This is a genomic window from Burkholderia sp. BCC1988, from assembly GCF_905339895.1.
Lineage (GTDB): Bacteria > Pseudomonadota > Gammaproteobacteria > Burkholderiales > Burkholderiaceae > Burkholderia.
Genome location: NZ_CAJPHA010000018.1, coordinates 50,324 through 65,825 on the forward strand (window position 1 = coordinate 50,324; position 15,502 = coordinate 65,825).

Below are 15,502 nucleotides of genomic sequence, written 5' to 3' on the forward strand. Positions count from 1 at the left end.
AGTGGCGCGAACTGTGGCAAAAATGCCGCGCGCGCCCAACAAAAAACCCGCCGAAAGGCGGGTTTTTTTCCTGGAACAGGCGCTGGATTAACGCTTGTTGACGGCGTCCTTGAACGCCTTGCCAGCCGTGAACTTGACCGTCTTGGCTGCCGGGATCTTGATGGTTTCGCCGGTCTTCGGGTTGCGGCCCGTACGTGCTGCGCGCTTGCCCGAACCGAAGCTGCCGAAGCCGATCAGCTGAACCGCATCACCCTTCGACACGGCCTTCTTGATGACTTCGAGCAGCGTGTCCAGCGTTTCGCCGGTTTGAGCCTTGCTGGCGCCCGTTTGGGCGGCGACGGCGTCGATCAGTTCCTGTTTGTTCATTAAGGTTCCTTTTTCAGGTTAGGTTTGACACGAACAGCGCGAACGCGCCGATTATACGTGCGCGAACCGTGCCGTCGAGAGTCAGACTTCGACGGCACAGCGCCGAATCCTGGCCCGCGCGACGTGCCGTCCGGTTTGCCGGAAGGCCACCCCGCGGTACGGCGTTGCTATGATAGCGCAGCGCAAACCCAATAACGACAAGGGTTTCAAAGATTTTCATCGGTATTTCGCCGAATGAATCGTCGATTGCCCGTTTTTTGACCTGCGCCAACTGGACGGGATACGCAGCCGGGTCCGCCGCCGCGCAACGCCGTTGGTTTTTGCCAACGACCCGCCGGACGCCTCCGCGCAATCCCTTGCCAGGCTTGGCTGCCACGTTTTTTGTTTCGCATGCCCGACCGACTCGTTCCCGCCACGCTCGCGTTCCGCGACGACGGCACCCTCATCTCGCCCGCGTACGGCGACATCTATCACAACGTCGCGGGCGCGCTCGCGCAGGCGAACTACGTGTTCATCGCGGGCAACGCGCTGCCCGGGCGCTGGCAAGGCCGGCGCACGTTCACGATCGTCGAGACGGGGTTCGGCGCGGGCGTCAACTTCCTCGCGACCTGGGCCGCCTGGCGCGACGATCCCGCGCGCTGCGAACGGCTGCATTTCGTGTCGTTCGAGAAGCATCCGTTTTCGCGCGATGACCTGCGCCGGGCACTGTCCCATATGGTTGCTAACACAACGATATCGACGGAAGCAGAAATGCTCGCCGATGCGTGGCCGATGCTCGTTCCCGGTTTTCATCGCCTCGAATTCGACGCTGGCCGGGTCGTGCTCACGCTCGCGCTGGGCGACGCGTGCGAGATGCTGCCGAAACTGGTCGCCCGCGCCGATGCGTTCTATCTGGACGGTTTCGCGCCCGCGAAAAACCCGGATCTCTGGTCGGCCGACGTGTTCCGCGCGCTCGCACGTATCGCCGCCGAGAAGGCGACCTTTGCGACCTATTCGAGCGCGGGCGTGGTGAAACAAGCGCTCCTCGAAGCGGGTTTCACGTATCGCAAGATGGCCGGCCTGGCCGGCAAGTTCGCGATGCTCGCGGGCGAATACGCACCGCGCTGGCGGATGCGCCGGCACGAACCGCCGCGCGCGTTGCCGGTTGCCGCGCGCGACGCGATCGTGATCGGCGCGGGGCTGGCCGGCTGCGCGGTCGTCGAACGGCTCGCCGCGCGCGGCTGGAACGTCACGCTGATCGAGCGGCACGCGCGGATCGCGAGCGACGCATCGGGCAATCCGGCCGGCGTATTCCATCCACTGATGACGCGCGACGACAACGTCGCGAGCCGCCTCACGCGCAGCGGTTTCCTGCATGCACTGACGCGCTGGCGCGCGCTCGAGCATGCGGGCCATGCGTTCGCGCGCAGCACGCGCGGAATGATCCATCTCGCGGAATCGGCCGACGATTTCGTGCGGATGCGCGATGCGTTCGACGCGCTCGGCGCACCGTCCGACTACGTGTCGCTGCTCGACACGGACGCCGCGCGCGCGCATCTGAACCTGCCGGTCGCACATGGCGGCCTGCTGTTTCCGCACGGCGGCGCCGTCTGGCCGGCCGGGGTCTGCGCCGCACAAGTCGCGGCGGCCGGTGAACGCGTGACACTGCTCGCCGGCACCGAAGTCGCGCGACTCGAGCGCGATGGCGACACGTGGCGCGCCGTCGACGCGGCAGGCGCGACGCTCGCCGAGGCGCCGGTCGTCGTGCTCGCGAACGCCGGCGACGCCGTGCGTCTCGCGGGCCTGCGGCACGTCGCGCTGCAGCCGGTGCGCGGCCAGCTCACGCTGCTGCCGCCCGGCAGCACGGCACCGCTGCCGTGCCCCGCGATCGGCGACGGCTATGCGGTACCGCTCGACGACGGCACGCTGCTGATCGGCGCGACGTTCGAACCCGACGACCTCGATCCGGCGATGCGCGGCGCCGGGCATATCGAAAATATCGAGCGCGTCCGGCATCTGCTGCCCGGCCTGATCGGCGAGTTGCCGGACGTCGATACGCTGCGCGGGCGCGTCGCGTTTCGCTGGGTCGTCGCCGATCGCGTGCCGGTGATCGGCCCGCTCGCCGACGAAGCGCAGGCCGTCGCGAACGCACGCGCGCTGAGCGGTGCGAGGGCGCGCGACCTGCCGCGCACCGCTGGCCTGTACGGCGCATTCGGCTACGGTTCCCGCGGCCTCGTGTGGGCCGCGCTCGGCGCGGAACTGATCGCGTCGCAACTGGAAGGCGAGCCGCTGCCGCTCGAGCGCGAACTCGCCGATGCCGTCGACCCGGCCCGGTTCCTGATCCGCGCGCTGCGCGGCCGCCAGATCGGCTGATCTCGTCAGCCGAATCCTCACAGTCCTTCGATTTTTTCGCGCAAGGTTATCCACGCGACGCTGTGGATAACCGCGCGGAATCCGCACGCACTTCGTGTGCAATCACAGTGGACGTAAACTGGGCAACTCGGCACAGCTGTGAAACGGCCCGAAAGTTGCCCAACTCAAACCTCTGTGAGCAAACAGCCTGTGCAACGACTTATGGCCGCGCCAACGCCTTGATCTTGTTGCGTAAACCGAAGTTATCCACAGAACTGTGAGCGCCTTGTTAACTTCTACTACGTATATATACAAGTAAACCATTGAAACCAAAGACCTGTGGCGCCTCACAGCGCCGCGAGTCGATTCAATCGGTTCCGGAGCGAAAAAGCTGTGGCACAATCGGTTTCCTTCGCGTTCGTTCGGCCAAGCGCCGGACATGCTTCAATGGAACGGTCGGCTCGATTTCGAATCTGAATCATCGAGACTGCGCAGTCCGTTCACACACCAGGCCGACAATCCAGATCGGCAGCCTGAACGACAGTTCCGCCGGATGGCGGAAAGAGGCGGATCCCATGTCCCGCCGTCGTCGACCACAACATTCACACTCGGGGCGATACCCAGCCGGCGCGCATCTCATTTCTGACGCTTGACCCCGCGCCGCTGGCGATTGCTTCCAAAGGAGAAGTCACCACGATGAAGTCGGCGTTCTCATTCCTGCCCAATTGGCCGCTCGCGCCGGATGCCGTGTTCTGGGCCGGGCTCGCGTTGTTCGCGGCCGGTCTGTGTGGCGAGCTGTGCTATCGCGCATGGCGGCTGCCGCGCATCACCGGGTATGCGGTGATCGGTCTCATCGCCGGTTCGTTCGGATTCGGCGTGATCGACGCGAGCACCGACGAAACCTCGCGGCTGCTGATCGACGTCGCGCTCGGCCTGCTGCTGTTCGAGCTCGGCAGCCGCCTCGACCTGAAATGGATCCGCCGCAATCCGTGGCTCATTGCGTCGAGCCTGGCCGAGGCGACGCTGACGTTCGTGCTCGTGCTGTTCGTGATGCTCGCGCTCGGCGTGTCGGGCATGGTCGCGCTCGTGCTGTCGGCGATCGCGATCGCGACGTCGCCGTCGATGGTGATCCAGCTCAAGACCGAGCTGCGCGCGGAAGGGCAGGTGTCGCAGCGCCTCATCACGCTGACCGCGCTGAACAGCGTGTACGCAATCGTGCTGACCAAGCTCGTCACGAGCTGGCTCCACCAGGAAGCGTACGGGAACGTTTTCGCGACGATCCTGCAACCCGCCTACCTGATCGCCGGTTCGTTCATCGTCGCGTACCTGGTCGCGCGGGCGTGCAATTACCTGTTCCGTCACATGACCGCGACGATGCGTGACGAGCATTCGTTCGTCGCGCTGTTCGGGCTCGTGATGCTCGCGATCGCGGTCGCGCAGGCGCTGAAGCTGTCGACACTGCTCACGCTGCTGCTCGCCGGCATCATCGTGAAGAACCTCGAAGCGCGGCCGCAGCTGTGGCCCGAGCATTTCGGCACGGCCGGCTGGCTGCTGACGGTGATCCTGTTCGTGCTGACGCTCACGTCGTTCACGTGGGGCGACATCGCGCTCGGCGGCCTGCTCGCGATCGCGCTGATCGTCACGCGGCTCGCCGCCAAGCTCGCCGGCGTCGTCGCGTTCGCGAAGCCGAGCGGGCTCGGGATGAAGCAGGGCGTCGCGCTCGGCATCGCGCTGACACCGATGTCCGCGCTGTCGTACCTGCTCGTCGACGACACCTACCAGCTCTATCCGAATTTCGACCCGCACCTGCGCGCGATCGTGATGTGCACGATCGTGATCCTGCAGCTCGTCAGCCCGTTCGTCGTCTACCGCTGCCTGTCGGCGGTCAGCGAACGCAGCGACAGAAACTGATTCCGGAACCTGCCATGGCACTCGAAACCTTCGTCAATTCCGAACCGTTCACGTTCGGCGTCGAACTGGAGATCCAGGTCGTCAACACGCACAACTACGACCTCACCAAGGCTGCATCCGACCTGATGCGCCTGATCCAGGGCGAGACCTTCCCCGGCAACATCACGCCGGAAATCACCGAGAGCATGATCGAGCTGTCGACCGGCATCTGCCATTCGCACGAGCAGGCGGTCTCCGAGCTGCACGCGATCCGCGACGTGCTCGTGAAGGCGGCCGACCAGCTCAACGTCGGGCTCGCCGGCGGCGGCACGCACGCGTTCCAGCAATGGAGCGACCGGCAGATCTACGACGCGCCGCGCTTCCAGTACATCTCCGAGCTGTACGGCTATCTCGCGAAGCAGTTCACCGTGTTCGGCCAGCACGTGCACATCGGCTGTCCCGATCCGGACAGCGCGCTGTTCCTGCTGCACTCGATGTCGCGCTTCATTCCGCACTTCATCGCGCTGTCCGCGTCGTCGCCGTTCGTGCAGAACGTCGACACCGGCTTCCATTCGGCGCGCCTGAATTCGGTGTTCGCGTTCCCGCTGTCGGGCCGCGCGCCGTTCGTGCTGACCTGGGACAGCTTCGAGGAGTACTTCACGAAGATGGTCAACACGGGCGTCGTCAACTCGATGAAGGACTTTTACTGGGACATCCGGCCGAAGCCCGGCTACGGCACGATCGAGGTGCGCGTGATGGACACGCCGCTGTCGGTCGACCGCGCGGCCGCGATCGCGTGCTACATCCAGACGCTCGCGCGCTACCTGCTGACCGACCGGCCGCTGAAGCTGTCGGAGGACGACTATCTCGTCTACACATTCAACCGTTTCGAAGCCTGCCGCTTCGGGCTCGAGGGCACCTGCGTCAATCCTCAGACAGGTGAGCGTCGCACGATCGCGGAAGACATCCTCGACACGCTCGATAGGATCGCGCCGCATGCGGCCGCGCTCGGCTCGCGCGCGGCACTCGACGAGATCGGTGCGCTCGCGAAGGCGCGCGTGAATGACGCATCGTGGTTGAGAACCGTTTTCAAACAGGAAAAATCGCTGAACGAGACGGTCCGCCAGCAGTGCCTGCGCTGGCGTGAATGAAAAAATGTTTTGCAGATTACAGGCTCGACCGCGCGGCGATTCGCTGAATGCCGGTCGACGCCGATTCGGGCGTTCCGCGTCGCCAGTCCTCCTGAAAATCTGTGGATAACTGGATATTCCGCTGCAAAGTCAACGCACTGCGGTATGGATAACCCGGTGGATCGCCGCCAGCCGCACGATGGCCGATTCGAACAGGAAAATGTTTGCGCGTTGCGCCGTGAGGCCGGCAGGGATTGCCGGCACAACGAAAAAATCCGGTTATCCAGCGATTTTCCACAGAATGAAGGGGATAACTTAGCTGTGCGATTTTCCGCTCTCGCTTAGAATGTCGGCTTTGCGGACACCGGAATGACCTGTGTCTCACCGGTCGCCGCGAACGCGACCGCCGCGTGTGCCTCGCGACGGCCGTGTCGACGCTCCTCGATGAGCGTCTGTTTTGAGATAGACATTCGATCTCCACACTACGGCTGCTCGGCAATCCGGGCGGCGGCAAAGCGAAAAGACTATGAGCGAAGGCGTTTACGGGAATCAGGCTTCGGGACGTGTGACCCACAGCTTGCTGCGGTTGAGTACGGCCATGCGAAGCCAGGCATGGGATTGGGCGGAAGGCGCGGGCCTCACGCCGACGCAGGGCGAGATCCTCGTGCTGCTGCTGCAACGCAAGGGCCCGATGCGGCTCGGCGAGATCGCGCGCGAGACGCAGCTCACGGCTGCGACCACCAGCGATGCGGTCAGCACGCTCGAGACGAAGGGGCTCGTCGAGAAGCGCCGCGCGCTGGACGACGGCCGCGCGCTTGCCGTGCGCCTGTCGGCCCGCGGCCGTACCGCGGCGAAGAAGGCGCTGCAATGGCCGGAATTCCTGACGAAGGCGGTCGGCAAGCTCGGCGCGGACGAGCAGGGCGCGCTGTACCGCGCGCTGCTGAAGACGCTGCGCGAACTGCAGGTGGCCGGTGCGACGCCGCCGCAGCGCATGTGCCTGACGTGCGCGCATTTCCAGCCGGGCAAGCAGTCGAAGAAGACCGTGCATTACTGCGCGGCGCTCGACCTGTCGATGGCCGACAGCGATCTGCGTCTCGACTGTTCGGTGCACGAAGAAGCCGACGCGGCAACGCAAAAGAAGACCTGGAAGGTGTTCGCCGGCTGACGTCCGTCGATCGACCGGGAGGCCGATGATGAACGCTGAAGTGGTGGCGATCCGCCACGTGCATTTCGAGGACCTCGGCAGCTTCGAGCAGGTGCTCGGGGAGCGCGGGCGGCGGGTGCGCTACGTCGACGTCGGCGCGTCGCGCGTCGAGGTGCTCGACGCGCTCAAGCCGGCGCTGCTCGTGATGCTCGGCGGGCCGCTCAGCGTGTACGAAGACGCGCAGTATCCGTCGATCGCGCCGCTCACGGCGCTCGTGCGCCAGCGCATCGACGCCGGGCTGCCGATCCTCGGCATCTGCCTTGGCGCGCAGTTCATCGCCCGCGCGCTCGGTGCGCGCGTCTATCCGGCCGCGCAGAAGGAACTCGGCTGGGCGCCGCTGACGCTCACCGACGCGGGCCGCGCGTCGCCGCTGCGCCATCTCGACGGCGCGGCGACCTCGATGCTGCACTGGCACGGCGATACGTTCGACCTGCCGGGCGGCGCGATCCATCTCGCCTCGACACCGGCCTGCCGCCACCAGGCGTTCGCATGGGGGCAGCACGTGCTGGCGCTGCAATGCCATCCCGAAATCCGTGCTGACCGCTTCGAACCCTGGCTGATCGGCAACGCCGGCGAAATCGCGTCGACGCCCGGCATCGACGCCCGCCAGCTGCGCGCCGACACCGTGCAGCACGGTCCCGCGCTGGAGACGGCCGCGCGACGCATGTTCGCGGAGTGGCTCGACAGCGTCGGGCTTTGATCCCGAGCGAGCGGCACCGCGCGTGACCGGCCCGCAGGCCTTGCCGGCCGGCGCACCGCTGCATGCCGTGTGCGCGCGGCATCGCTGCCAGCGGTACGCCGGCGCTACCTGACCATCCGCTTACTGCCGAACCGGCCGCCAGCAGGCTTCGAGCCCGCATGCTACGCTCGTCCGCTGTTTCCCTTTCCTGGCGAGCGGCCTCCATGACAGCGCTGTTTTCCCCGTTCACGCTGCGCGGCGTGACCCTTCCGAACCGGATCGTGATCTCCCCGATGTGCCAGTACTCGGCCGAGCGCGGCGAGGCGACCGACTGGCACATGATTCACCTCGGCCATCTCGCGCTGTCCGGCGCGGGCCTGCTCTGCATCGAAGCGACCGCGGTCGAACCCGACGGGCGCATCACGGCCGGCGACCTCGGTTTGTGGGACGACGCGACCGAAGCAGCGCTCAAGCCCGTGCTGGCGGCGATCCGCAAGCATTCGCCGGTCCGCGTCGCGATGCAGCTGTCGCACGCGGGGCGCAAGGCGTCGAGCGAGGTGCCGTGGAAGGGCGGCCAGCTCGTGTCCGTCGCCGATGGCGGCTGGTTGCCGCATGCGCCGTCGGCCCTGCCGCACAAGGACGGCGAGACGCCGCCGCTCGCGCTCGACGCGGCCGGCCTGAACCGGATCCGCGACGCGTTCGCGGCGAGCGCGAAGCGTGCCGCGCGCCTCGGCATCGATGCGATCGAGGTGCATGCGGCGCACGGCTACCTGCTGCATCAGTTCCTGTCGCCGCTTGCGAACCGGCGTACCGACGAATACGGCGGCTCGCGCGAAAACCGGATGCGCTTTCCGCTCGAGATCTTCGAGATCGTGCGCGCGGCGTTTCCGGCGGACCGGCCGGTCGGCGTGCGCGTGTCGGCGACCGACTGGGTCGAGGGCGGCTGGGAACTCGAGGACACGATCGCGTTTGCGCACGAGCTGAAGCAGCGCGGCTGCGACTGGATCGACGTGTCGTCCGGCGGCGTGTCGCCGCTGCAGAAGATTCCGCTGTCGCCCGGTTACCAGGTGCCGTTCGCGCAGGCGGTGAAGCGCGCGGTCGGGATGCCGACGATCGCGGTCGGCCTCATCAACGATCCCGCGCATGCGAACCGGCTGATCGAGTCGGGCGATGCCGATTTCGTCGCGATGGCGCGCGCGATGCTGTACGACCCGCGCTGGCCGTGGCATGCGGCTGCCGAGCTCGGTGCGCAGGTGTCGGCGCCGCCGCAGTACTGGCGTTCGCAGCCGCGCGAGCACAAGGCGTTGTTCGGCGACATCGCGTTCGGCCAGCGCTGAGCGTCATGCGCGCAATATTGCGCGCGATGTTGAGCGAAGCAATCTTGAACGTGTAGGATGCGGGTGATTCGCCGCATGTCCCGACGCGGCACCGACCGGTGCCGCGTTTTCGTTTTGCGCGACGCACGGCCGCGCAAAACGACAGCGCGGCCGTCTTCCATTCAAGTCGTCTTCAAAGGATTCGTTCGATGAGTTCACGCAGGATCGCGGTACGCCGCTCGGGAGTTCACGGCAAGGGCGTGTTCGCGGTGGAGCCGATCAAGGCCGGCGAACGCGTAGTGGAATACAAGGGCGAGCGAATTTCGTGGAAGGAAGCGCTGCGCCGCCATCCGCACGACCCGAACGAGCCGAACCATACGTTCTACTTCGCACTGGAAGAGGGCGGGGTGATCGACGGCAAGATCGACGGCAACAGCGCGCGCTGGATCAACCATTCGTGCGCGCCGAACTGCGAGGCCGAGGAGATCAAGGGCCGCGTGTTCATCCACGCACTGCGCGACATCGGGCCGGAAGAAGAGCTGTTCTACGACTACGGCCTCGTGATCGACGAGAAGCTGACGAAGAAACTCAAGCGGGAATACGCGTGCCATTGCGGCGCGACCGCATGCCGCGGCACGCTGCTCGCCACGCCGGACGACGACGGCAAGAAGAAAAAGAAGAAGGACAGGAAGGACGGCAAGTCCGAGTCCGGCGCGAAGGACAAGAAAAAGAAGAAGTGACCGGTGAGGCCGCGCATCGCGCGCGGCTGCGTCACCGCCGGATGGCCGCCGCGCGGCCGTCCATCCAGCCTGATGAGGGTTCGCCGCACGTGCCTCAGTGCCTCAGTGCCTCAGTGCGTCGGCGCGGCGGCCGGCGTCTCGCTCGCCGGCTTCCCGGTGCGCTTGGCGAGCGGCACCCGCACCACGAAGCGCGAACCGCCTTCCGATGCATCCTCGTACGACACCGTGCCGCCGTGCATCGCGATGATGTCGTGCACGATCGCGAGCCCGAGCCCGGCGCCCGTCTCGACGCCGTTGCCGCTTTGCGCGTCGCCACGGAAGAAGCGCTTGAACAGGTCGGCCTGCTGATTGGCCGGCACGCCCGGGCCGTTGTCCTCGACGACGATCTCGGCGGCCGGCTCGCCGGTCTCGAGCGCGCCGCGCGCGACGTTCACCGTGATCCGCGCCCCGTGCGGCCGGGCGAGCGGCACGTATTTCAACGCATTGTCGAGCAGGTTCGCGATCACCTCGCGCAGCAGCACGGGGTTGCCGCGCACGTTCAGCGTTTCGTCCTCGCCGGGATCGTCGCTGCGCTGGAAGCCGAGGTCGACATGCGACGCGAGCGCGCGCGGCACCCATTCGGCACCCGTCTCGAACGCCATCGCGGCCAGGTCGACGTCGACGAAACGCGCGGCCTGTTCGCCCGGCTCCGCGCGCGCGAGCGACAGCAGCTGGTTCGACAGCCGCACCGCGCGGTCGGCGGCCGCGCGCAGTTCGCGCACCGCGGCATAGGTCTGCTGCGGGTCGCGCGCGACGGCGGCCTGCTCGGCATGCAGCTTCACGGCCGTGAGCGGCGTGCGCAGCTGGTGCGCGGCATCGGCGATGAACTTGCGCTGCGCGTCGAGCGCGGTCTTCAGGCGGCCGAGCAGCGCGTTCATCGCGCTCGTCAGCGGCCGGATCTCGAGCGGCACGTCGGTTTCGTCGACCGGCTCCAGCGACGTGTGGGTCTGCCGGTTCAGCGAATCGGCGAGATGCGTGAGCGGGCCGAGCTGCTGGTTCACGACGCGCCACACGATGCCCCAGCCCGCGAGCAGCAGCAGCAGCAGCGGCATCATGATCGCGACGAGGAATTCGGCCGCGATCCGGTAGCGGTGCCGCACCGGCTGCGCGACCTCGACCACCATCGGCCGGCCGCCGTCGACTTCCTCGACGCGCACCTGCGCGACCCGCACCGCGCGGTTGTCGTACTCGGCCTCGAACACGTACGCGTGATGCATGCGGCGCACGTTGATGCCCCGCAGCGGCAGTTTCGGATCGCCGGCGAGTTCCTGCTCGCCGTCGCTGATCCGGTAGATCAGCGCCTCGGCCGGATCGGAGAACATCGCCTGCGCGAGCGGCGGCACCGTGAACGGCGCGTCGGGGCCGGCGATCTGGATCTGTTTGGAGATGGCGGTCGCGAGGTCGGCGAGCGAGCGGTCGATCACGTGTTGCGTGTATTGCCACGCGAGCCAGTAGGCGATCAGGCCGCTCATCAGCGCGAGCATCGACAGCGGCGCGGCGAGGCGCCGGAGCAGCGAGCGGCGCAGGCTGGTGGTCACAGCCGGATCAGAAGACATTTCGACGGGAAAATGGATAAGCGCCGCTCACGGGGAGCGGCGCGGACGTGCGCCGGACGGCGACGCGGGCAGGGCGGCTCGCCGGCGGCACGCGGCCGGCCGGCGTGCGGCGCCGCTCAGACGCTCGCGGTCTGGCGGATTTCCTGCAGCAGATAGCCGAAGCCGCGCACCGTGACGATTTCGACGCGGCACTGCTCGAGTTTCTTGCGCACGCGATGCACGTAGACTTCGATTGCGGTGTCGCCGAGATCGCCGCCGAAGTGCGTGAGGTGATCCTGCAGCTGGGCCTTGCTGACGACGCGGCCGTGGCGCAGCAGCAGCATTTCCAGCACCGCGAATTCGCGCGGCGACAGTTCGAGCGGCTTGTCGTCGTTGAAGATGCGGCGATCGACGCCCGACAGGCGGACGCCGCCGAGCGACACTTCCGGACGCGGCATGTCGCTGTGCGGGCCGCTGCGGCGCATCACCGCGCGGATGCGCGCTTCGAGCTCGGCCGGCTCGAACGGCTTGAGCATGTAGTCGTCGGCGCCGGAGTTCAGGCCCTGGATCCGGTCGTTCAGTTCGTCGCGCGCGGTCAGCACGATGACCGGCGTGTGGCGGTTGGTCTGGCGGAAACGCGTGAGCAGCGTCATCCCGTCGATGCCCGGCAGGCCGAGGTCGAGGATCACGAGTTCGTGGCGGTTCTGTGCCAGCGCCTGTTCGGCAAAGATGCCGTCATGCACCATGTCGACGGTGAAGCCAGCCTGCTCGAGGCTGCTCTGGATACCGCGTGCGATGGGGCGGTCGTCTTCGATCAGAAGGAGTCGCATGAAGTTCGCTCAAGTACAATGGGTTGGCGGTTCAGGCACGCGGACAGCACGACGCCGTTTCCACAGGGGCGCCGCATCGCCTGACATCAAGCATGGCGGCCAGCGAACGATTAAATCCAATCATGTCCGATATTTCGATCCACGACCTCGAAGCCGCGATCAATTTCTGGCGCGCCCGCTCGCCGTCGAGCGGCGACGAACTCAAACTCTGCGAAGAGGCCAGCGCGCTCTCCAAGCCGTATGCGCTGCTGATTGTACAGCGCGCAAGCGCGCTGCAACTGGAAGGTTTGGACCCCAGGGCGCGGAAAGCGTACGAGACTTACGTGCGCCTTAAGGATGGCTTGGAAAGTTGAAGGCTTTCGCTGAGTACATCCTAGAAAACGTTCATCGAAATGAAAAGTTGACGCGCCGCGCGTCTTTCGACGCGCGACGGTAGAGGACGACCTCAGGCGGCCGGTTGGGTATGTGTGTACACCTGGTCGATGAACGTCGCGAGCGCGATGTCGCGCTCGGTCAGGCCGTCCACATCGTGGGTCGACAGCGTCACGTCGACCCGGTTGTATACGTTGAACCATTCCGGATGGTGGTTCATTTCCTGCGCCTTGATCGCGACGCGCGTCATGAAGCCGAAGGCCTCGTTGAAATCGGCGAAGCGCAGGCTGCGCTGGATCGCGTCGCGGCCCGGCACGGCCGTCCAGTGCGGCAGGCCTTCGAGCCGGGTCTTGCGTTCTTCTGATGTGAGCTTGTGGATCATGTTGCACCTCGTTCGGTAACGGCGCCCGCACGCGGGCAAAGGCCACGCGGCAAAGCCGGTACCGGTCATTGTTTCATAGTTGGGCGACGGGCATTCGGTGACGGCCATCAGATGGCGAGCGCCGGCGCACGAATCACGCTGGCGTGGCCCGCGGCCTTACGCGTCCGCGTCGTCCGGCCAGCCTTCTCCCGTGCCGCGATGCAGCACGAGATCGCCGTCGAGTACCGTGCCGGCCGCGAATTCGGGCAGCGCGGCCAGCCGGTCGGCCAGCGCGCGGCCGTCGACGTCGGCCAGCGCGAACAGCTGCGCGAAATCGTCGATTACGAAGTAGGTTTTCTGGAACGTGTCGATCCGGTACCGCGTGCGCATCACGCGCTCGAGGTCGAAACCGAGCCGGTTCGGCGCCGCGCTTTCGAGACTGTAGAGGCTCTCGCCCTTGCTCGACACGATCCCGGCGCCGTAGATCGACAGCCCGTTCGTGCCCTGCGGGTCGCGGATCAGGCCGAATTCCACCGTATACCAGTAGAGGCGCGCCAGCCGCGCGAGCGCCGCTTCGTCGTCCGCGACCGCGAGCGCGGTGCGGCCGTAGGCCTGCATGTAGTCGGCGAACACCGGCTCGATCAGCAACGGCACGTGGCCGAACAGGTCGTGGAAGCAGTCGGGTTCCTGCAGGTAGTCGAGCTGGTCCGGGCGGCGCATCCACCAGGTGACCGGAAACCGCCGGTTCGCGAGGTGCTCGAAGAACACGCGATCGGGCACGAGGCCCGGCACCGCGACGATTTCCCAGCCGGTGGCCGGCTTCAGCTGGCGGTTCACGTCGGCGAACGACGGCACGCGATCGGCCGGCAGGTCGATCTTCCCGAGCCCGGCGACGAACGCGTCGCACGCGCGACCGCGCAGCAGCGCCGACTGGCGCGCATAGAGCTGCTGCCACACCGCGTGGTCGACCTGGCCGTAGCGTTCGAGCGGCTGGTCGATGGTGAAATCGGCGCGGGTTTCGAGGCCCGCATCGAACTGCTCCTGCAGTTTCGCGGTGACGACGGTGGACATGGTGAGGCTCTGCACGCTGTGATGGGAACCATGCAAGTGTAGAGCGGGGGACATGCGGAATGGGCGCAAAGATGGCGTTGATTCGCTTGATGATGCGATAATCGCGCATCAAAATCGGAATCAATGCGGAGCATGCTCATGCTGGAACTCGATCACTTCGATCTCGCGCTTCTCGACGTGCTGCAGCGCTTCGGCCGCGCGACGCACCAGCAGCTCGGCGAGGAGGTGCCGCTGTCGCCGTCGCAGATCGGCCGGCGGCTGCAGCGGCTCGAGGCGGCCGGCGTGATCGAAGGCTATCGCGTAATGTTGCGCCCCGAAAAGCTCGGGCTCGGCGTCACCGCGTTCACGAGCCTGAAGCTCAAGCACCACGGCGATTCGATCATCGAGCAGTTCCAGCAGCAGATCGACGTGCTGCCCGAGGTGCTCGAATGCCATGCAGTGGTCGGCGATGCCGATTATCTGCTGCGGATCGTCGCGCCGGATCTCAACGCGCTGTCGCAGTTCGTGATGAAGAAGCTGATGCGCGTGCCGGGCGTCGACAGCGTGCGCTCGAACATCGTGCTGACGACGTTCAAGCGCAATGGCGCGCTGCCGCTCGCGCACCTGGCGCCCGGCGCCGCGTGACGCGGCGGCGGGGCTGGCAGCGGGGCGCAAGGCGCCGCCGCGGATAGGGCTCGATCAGGCCGCTTCGGATTGCGCGTCGGCGTTCAGCAGGTCGACGTACGCGACCGCGACGAGATCCTCGTGCGCCACGCCGAGCTTCGCGAACACGTCATGCGCCTCGGCTTCGCCGCCGGCTTCGTCGTCGTCGGGGCCGAGCACCACTTCCAGTTCGATGAAGTCGCCGAGGCCGTCGACGCGGTCGAGGTGGATCCGCGTGCGGCCGACAAGGTACACGTGCCGTTCCTTCGTCACGATGCCGCGCGTGGTCAGCGCGGTCGCAAGCAGCGAGTGCATCGCTTCCGGGTTCGTCACCGGGCTGCGCGTGTAGTACGACGCTTTCGGACCGTCGCGATCGTCGCGCTGGTAGAAGATCAGTTCGGCCGGCGTGCCGTCTTCGAAGCGGCGCAGCTTCAGCCGGCCGCGCGGCACGTCGTAGAAGAAATCCTGCTGGCGGTAGAAGAGCGGTGCTTCGGTTGCGAGCGTCGCGGCGCGTTCGCGCAGCTGGTCGAATTCGCGGGCGCGGGCTTTGATCTCGATGTTGCGGGCCATGCGGGTCTCCTTCAATCAGGGGTCTCGCGGTGTGCGAACGGACAATCTAGCAAAAAGCCTGCGATGGTGGCGTGACGAGCGACCGGCGCGCGGCGACGCGACGCGGAGCGGGCGATTGGGGCTCGTATGTGATTTCGTCGGTCATGCGCGGGCGAGTTGGCGATTTGCGATTCGCAAGATCCGCAAGATCCGCAGGAGACGCAGGAGACGCAGGAGACTCAGGAGACGCAGGAGACTCAGGAGACTCAGGAGACTCAGGAGACTCAGGAGACTCAGGAGACTCAGGAGACTCAGGAGACTCAGGAGACTCAGGAGACTCAGGAGACTCAGGAGACGCAGAGACGCACTAGACGCAGGAACGTAGGGAACTCAGGAACGCAGGAACGCAGGAACGCAGGAGCGCAGGAGCGCAGGAGCGCCGAGGAA

At 66.4% G+C, this 15,502-nt stretch carries 16 protein-coding genes; 9 read left to right on the forward strand and 7 right to left on the reverse strand.

Going from position 1 to position 15,502, the window contains the following annotated elements; all coding sequences use genetic code 11:
* Window positions 1–87: 87 nt before the first annotated feature.
* Together U4012_RS24445 and U4012_RS24450 are read right to left on the reverse strand one after the other, a co-directional pair.
* Window positions 88–366 carry an HU family DNA-binding protein gene (locus U4012_RS24445; RefSeq protein ID WP_006401505.1) on the reverse strand — a complete coding sequence of 93 codons (279 nt, stop codon included), beginning with the start codon at window positions 364–366 and terminating at the stop codon, window positions 88–90.
* A gap of 13 nt (window positions 367–379) precedes the next feature.
* Window positions 380–742, reverse strand: a complete 363-nt coding sequence (locus tag U4012_RS24450; RefSeq protein ID WP_321802025.1) for a hypothetical protein — start codon at window positions 740–742, stop codon at window positions 380–382.
* 14 nt (window positions 743–756) lie between these two features.
* On the opposite strand from U4012_RS24450, the gene mnmC reads away from it, so the two are divergent.
* The 7 genes from mnmC to U4012_RS24485 all read left to right on the forward strand — a co-directional run bounded on the left by mnmC (window position 757) and on the right by U4012_RS24485 (window position 9,656).
* The gene (gene mnmC, locus U4012_RS24455; protein WP_124571499.1) at window positions 757–2,718 is read left to right on the forward strand and encodes a bifunctional tRNA (5-methylaminomethyl-2-thiouridine)(34)-methyltransferase MnmD/FAD-dependent 5-carboxymethylaminomethyl-2-thiouridine(34) oxidoreductase MnmC; all 1,962 of its coding nucleotides are present in this window, start codon (window positions 757–759) and stop codon (window positions 2,716–2,718) included.
* Window positions 2,719–3,393: 675 nt separating this feature from the next.
* Window positions 3,394–4,608, forward strand: coding sequence for a cation:proton antiporter (locus tag U4012_RS24460; protein ID WP_044845215.1), 1,215 nt, complete (start codon window positions 3,394–3,396; stop codon window positions 4,606–4,608).
* Window positions 4,609–4,622: 14 nt separating this feature from the next.
* A complete protein-coding gene (locus tag U4012_RS24465) occupies window positions 4,623–5,738 on the forward strand; it encodes a YbdK family carboxylate-amine ligase (RefSeq protein WP_006490006.1) in 1,116 nt (371 codons plus the stop codon).
* A gap of 505 nt (window positions 5,739–6,243) precedes the next feature.
* A complete protein-coding gene (locus U4012_RS24470) occupies window positions 6,244–6,882 on the forward strand; it encodes a MarR family winged helix-turn-helix transcriptional regulator (RefSeq protein WP_175723697.1) in 639 nt (212 codons plus the stop codon).
* 28 nt (window positions 6,883–6,910) lie between these two features.
* Window positions 6,911–7,621 carry a glutamine amidotransferase gene (locus tag U4012_RS24475; RefSeq protein ID WP_321802026.1) on the forward strand — a complete coding sequence of 237 codons (711 nt, stop codon included), beginning with the start codon at window positions 6,911–6,913 and terminating at the stop codon, window positions 7,619–7,621.
* Between the two features lie 203 nt (window positions 7,622–7,824).
* Window positions 7,825–8,937, forward strand: coding sequence for an NADH:flavin oxidoreductase/NADH oxidase (locus U4012_RS24480; protein ID WP_321802027.1), 1,113 nt, complete (start codon window positions 7,825–7,827; stop codon window positions 8,935–8,937).
* Window positions 8,938–9,125: 188 nt separating this feature from the next.
* Complete coding sequence (locus U4012_RS24485; RefSeq protein ID WP_124486811.1) at window positions 9,126–9,656, forward strand: SET domain-containing protein; 531 nt, start codon at window positions 9,126–9,128, stop codon at window positions 9,654–9,656.
* Between the two features lie 110 nt (window positions 9,657–9,766).
* On the opposite strand, the gene U4012_RS24490 is transcribed toward U4012_RS24485, so the two are convergent.
* Complete coding sequence (locus tag U4012_RS24490) at window positions 9,767–11,251, reverse strand: sensor histidine kinase (protein ID WP_044845219.1); 1,485 nt, start codon at window positions 11,249–11,251, stop codon at window positions 9,767–9,769.
* Between the two features lie 116 nt (window positions 11,252–11,367).
* Window positions 11,368–12,060: a response regulator transcription factor gene (locus tag U4012_RS24495; protein WP_006401494.1), complete on the reverse strand. Its 693-nt coding sequence runs from the start codon at window positions 12,058–12,060 to the stop codon at window positions 11,368–11,370.
* A 122-nt stretch (window positions 12,061–12,182) separates the two neighbouring features.
* Between U4012_RS24495 and U4012_RS24500 the strand changes: the two genes are divergently transcribed.
* Window positions 12,183–12,413: a DUF3717 domain-containing protein gene (locus tag U4012_RS24500; RefSeq protein WP_044845220.1), complete on the forward strand. Its 231-nt coding sequence runs from the start codon at window positions 12,183–12,185 to the stop codon at window positions 12,411–12,413.
* 92 nt (window positions 12,414–12,505) lie between these two features.
* Here the strand turns inward: U4012_RS24500 and U4012_RS24505 are convergent, their stop codons facing one another.
* Complete coding sequence (locus U4012_RS24505; protein WP_415750401.1) at window positions 12,506–12,814, reverse strand: 4a-hydroxytetrahydrobiopterin dehydratase; 309 nt, start codon at window positions 12,812–12,814, stop codon at window positions 12,506–12,508.
* Window positions 12,815–12,970: 156 nt separating this feature from the next.
* Window positions 12,971–13,864: a phenylalanine 4-monooxygenase gene (gene phhA / locus U4012_RS24510; protein WP_321802029.1), complete on the reverse strand. Its 894-nt coding sequence runs from the start codon at window positions 13,862–13,864 to the stop codon at window positions 12,971–12,973.
* Window positions 13,865–14,002: 138 nt separating this feature from the next.
* Here phhA and U4012_RS24515 point away from each other — a divergent pair, with 138 nt between their 5' ends.
* Window positions 14,003–14,488 (forward strand): Lrp/AsnC family transcriptional regulator, encoded by a 486-nt coding sequence (locus tag U4012_RS24515; protein ID WP_006408082.1) that lies wholly within the window; start codon window positions 14,003–14,005, stop codon window positions 14,486–14,488.
* Between the two features lie 54 nt (window positions 14,489–14,542).
* On the opposite strand, the gene U4012_RS24520 is transcribed toward U4012_RS24515, so the two are convergent.
* Window positions 14,543–15,076, reverse strand: a complete 534-nt coding sequence (locus U4012_RS24520; RefSeq protein WP_321802030.1) for a class IV adenylate cyclase — start codon at window positions 15,074–15,076, stop codon at window positions 14,543–14,545.
* Between the last annotated feature and the right edge of the window lie 426 nt (window positions 15,077–15,502).

What these genes read in the sequence shown, in the direction of transcription:
- U4012_RS24475 (WP_321802026.1), top strand. Translation starts at nt 6,911, where the DNA reads ATGAACGCTGAAGTGGTGGCGATCCGCCACGTGCATTTCGAGGACCTC.
- U4012_RS24485 (WP_124486811.1), top strand. Translation starts at nt 9,126, where the DNA reads ATGAGTTCACGCAGGATCGCGGTACGCCGCTCGGGAGTTCACGGCAAG.
- mnmC (WP_124571499.1), top strand. Translation starts at nt 757, where the DNA reads ATGCCCGACCGACTCGTTCCCGCCACGCTCGCGTTCCGCGACGACGGC.
- U4012_RS24495 (WP_006401494.1), bottom strand. Translation starts at nt 12,060, where the DNA reads ATGCGACTCCTTCTGATCGAAGACGACCGCCCCATCGCACGCGGTATC.
- U4012_RS24445 (WP_006401505.1), bottom strand. Translation starts at nt 366, where the DNA reads ATGAACAAACAGGAACTGATCGACGCCGTCGCCGCCCAAACGGGCGCC.
- U4012_RS24465 (WP_006490006.1), top strand. Translation starts at nt 4,623, where the DNA reads ATGGCACTCGAAACCTTCGTCAATTCCGAACCGTTCACGTTCGGCGTC.
- U4012_RS24480 (WP_321802027.1), top strand. Translation starts at nt 7,825, where the DNA reads ATGACAGCGCTGTTTTCCCCGTTCACGCTGCGCGGCGTGACCCTTCCG.
- U4012_RS24470 (WP_175723697.1), top strand. Translation starts at nt 6,244, where the DNA reads ATGAGCGAAGGCGTTTACGGGAATCAGGCTTCGGGACGTGTGACCCAC.
- U4012_RS24500 (WP_044845220.1), top strand. Translation starts at nt 12,183, where the DNA reads ATGTCCGATATTTCGATCCACGACCTCGAAGCCGCGATCAATTTCTGG.
- U4012_RS24460 (WP_044845215.1), top strand. Translation starts at nt 3,394, where the DNA reads ATGAAGTCGGCGTTCTCATTCCTGCCCAATTGGCCGCTCGCGCCGGAT.
- U4012_RS24490 (WP_044845219.1), bottom strand. Translation starts at nt 11,251, where the DNA reads ATGTCTTCTGATCCGGCTGTGACCACCAGCCTGCGCCGCTCGCTGCTC.
- U4012_RS24520 (WP_321802030.1), bottom strand. Translation starts at nt 15,076, where the DNA reads ATGGCCCGCAACATCGAGATCAAAGCCCGCGCCCGCGAATTCGACCAG.
- U4012_RS24515 (WP_006408082.1), top strand. Translation starts at nt 14,003, where the DNA reads ATGCTGGAACTCGATCACTTCGATCTCGCGCTTCTCGACGTGCTGCAG.
- phhA (WP_321802029.1), bottom strand. Translation starts at nt 13,864, where the DNA reads ATGTCCACCGTCGTCACCGCGAAACTGCAGGAGCAGTTCGATGCGGGC.
- U4012_RS24505 (WP_415750401.1), bottom strand. Translation starts at nt 12,814, where the DNA reads ATGATCCACAAGCTCACATCAGAAGAACGCAAGACCCGGCTCGAAGGC.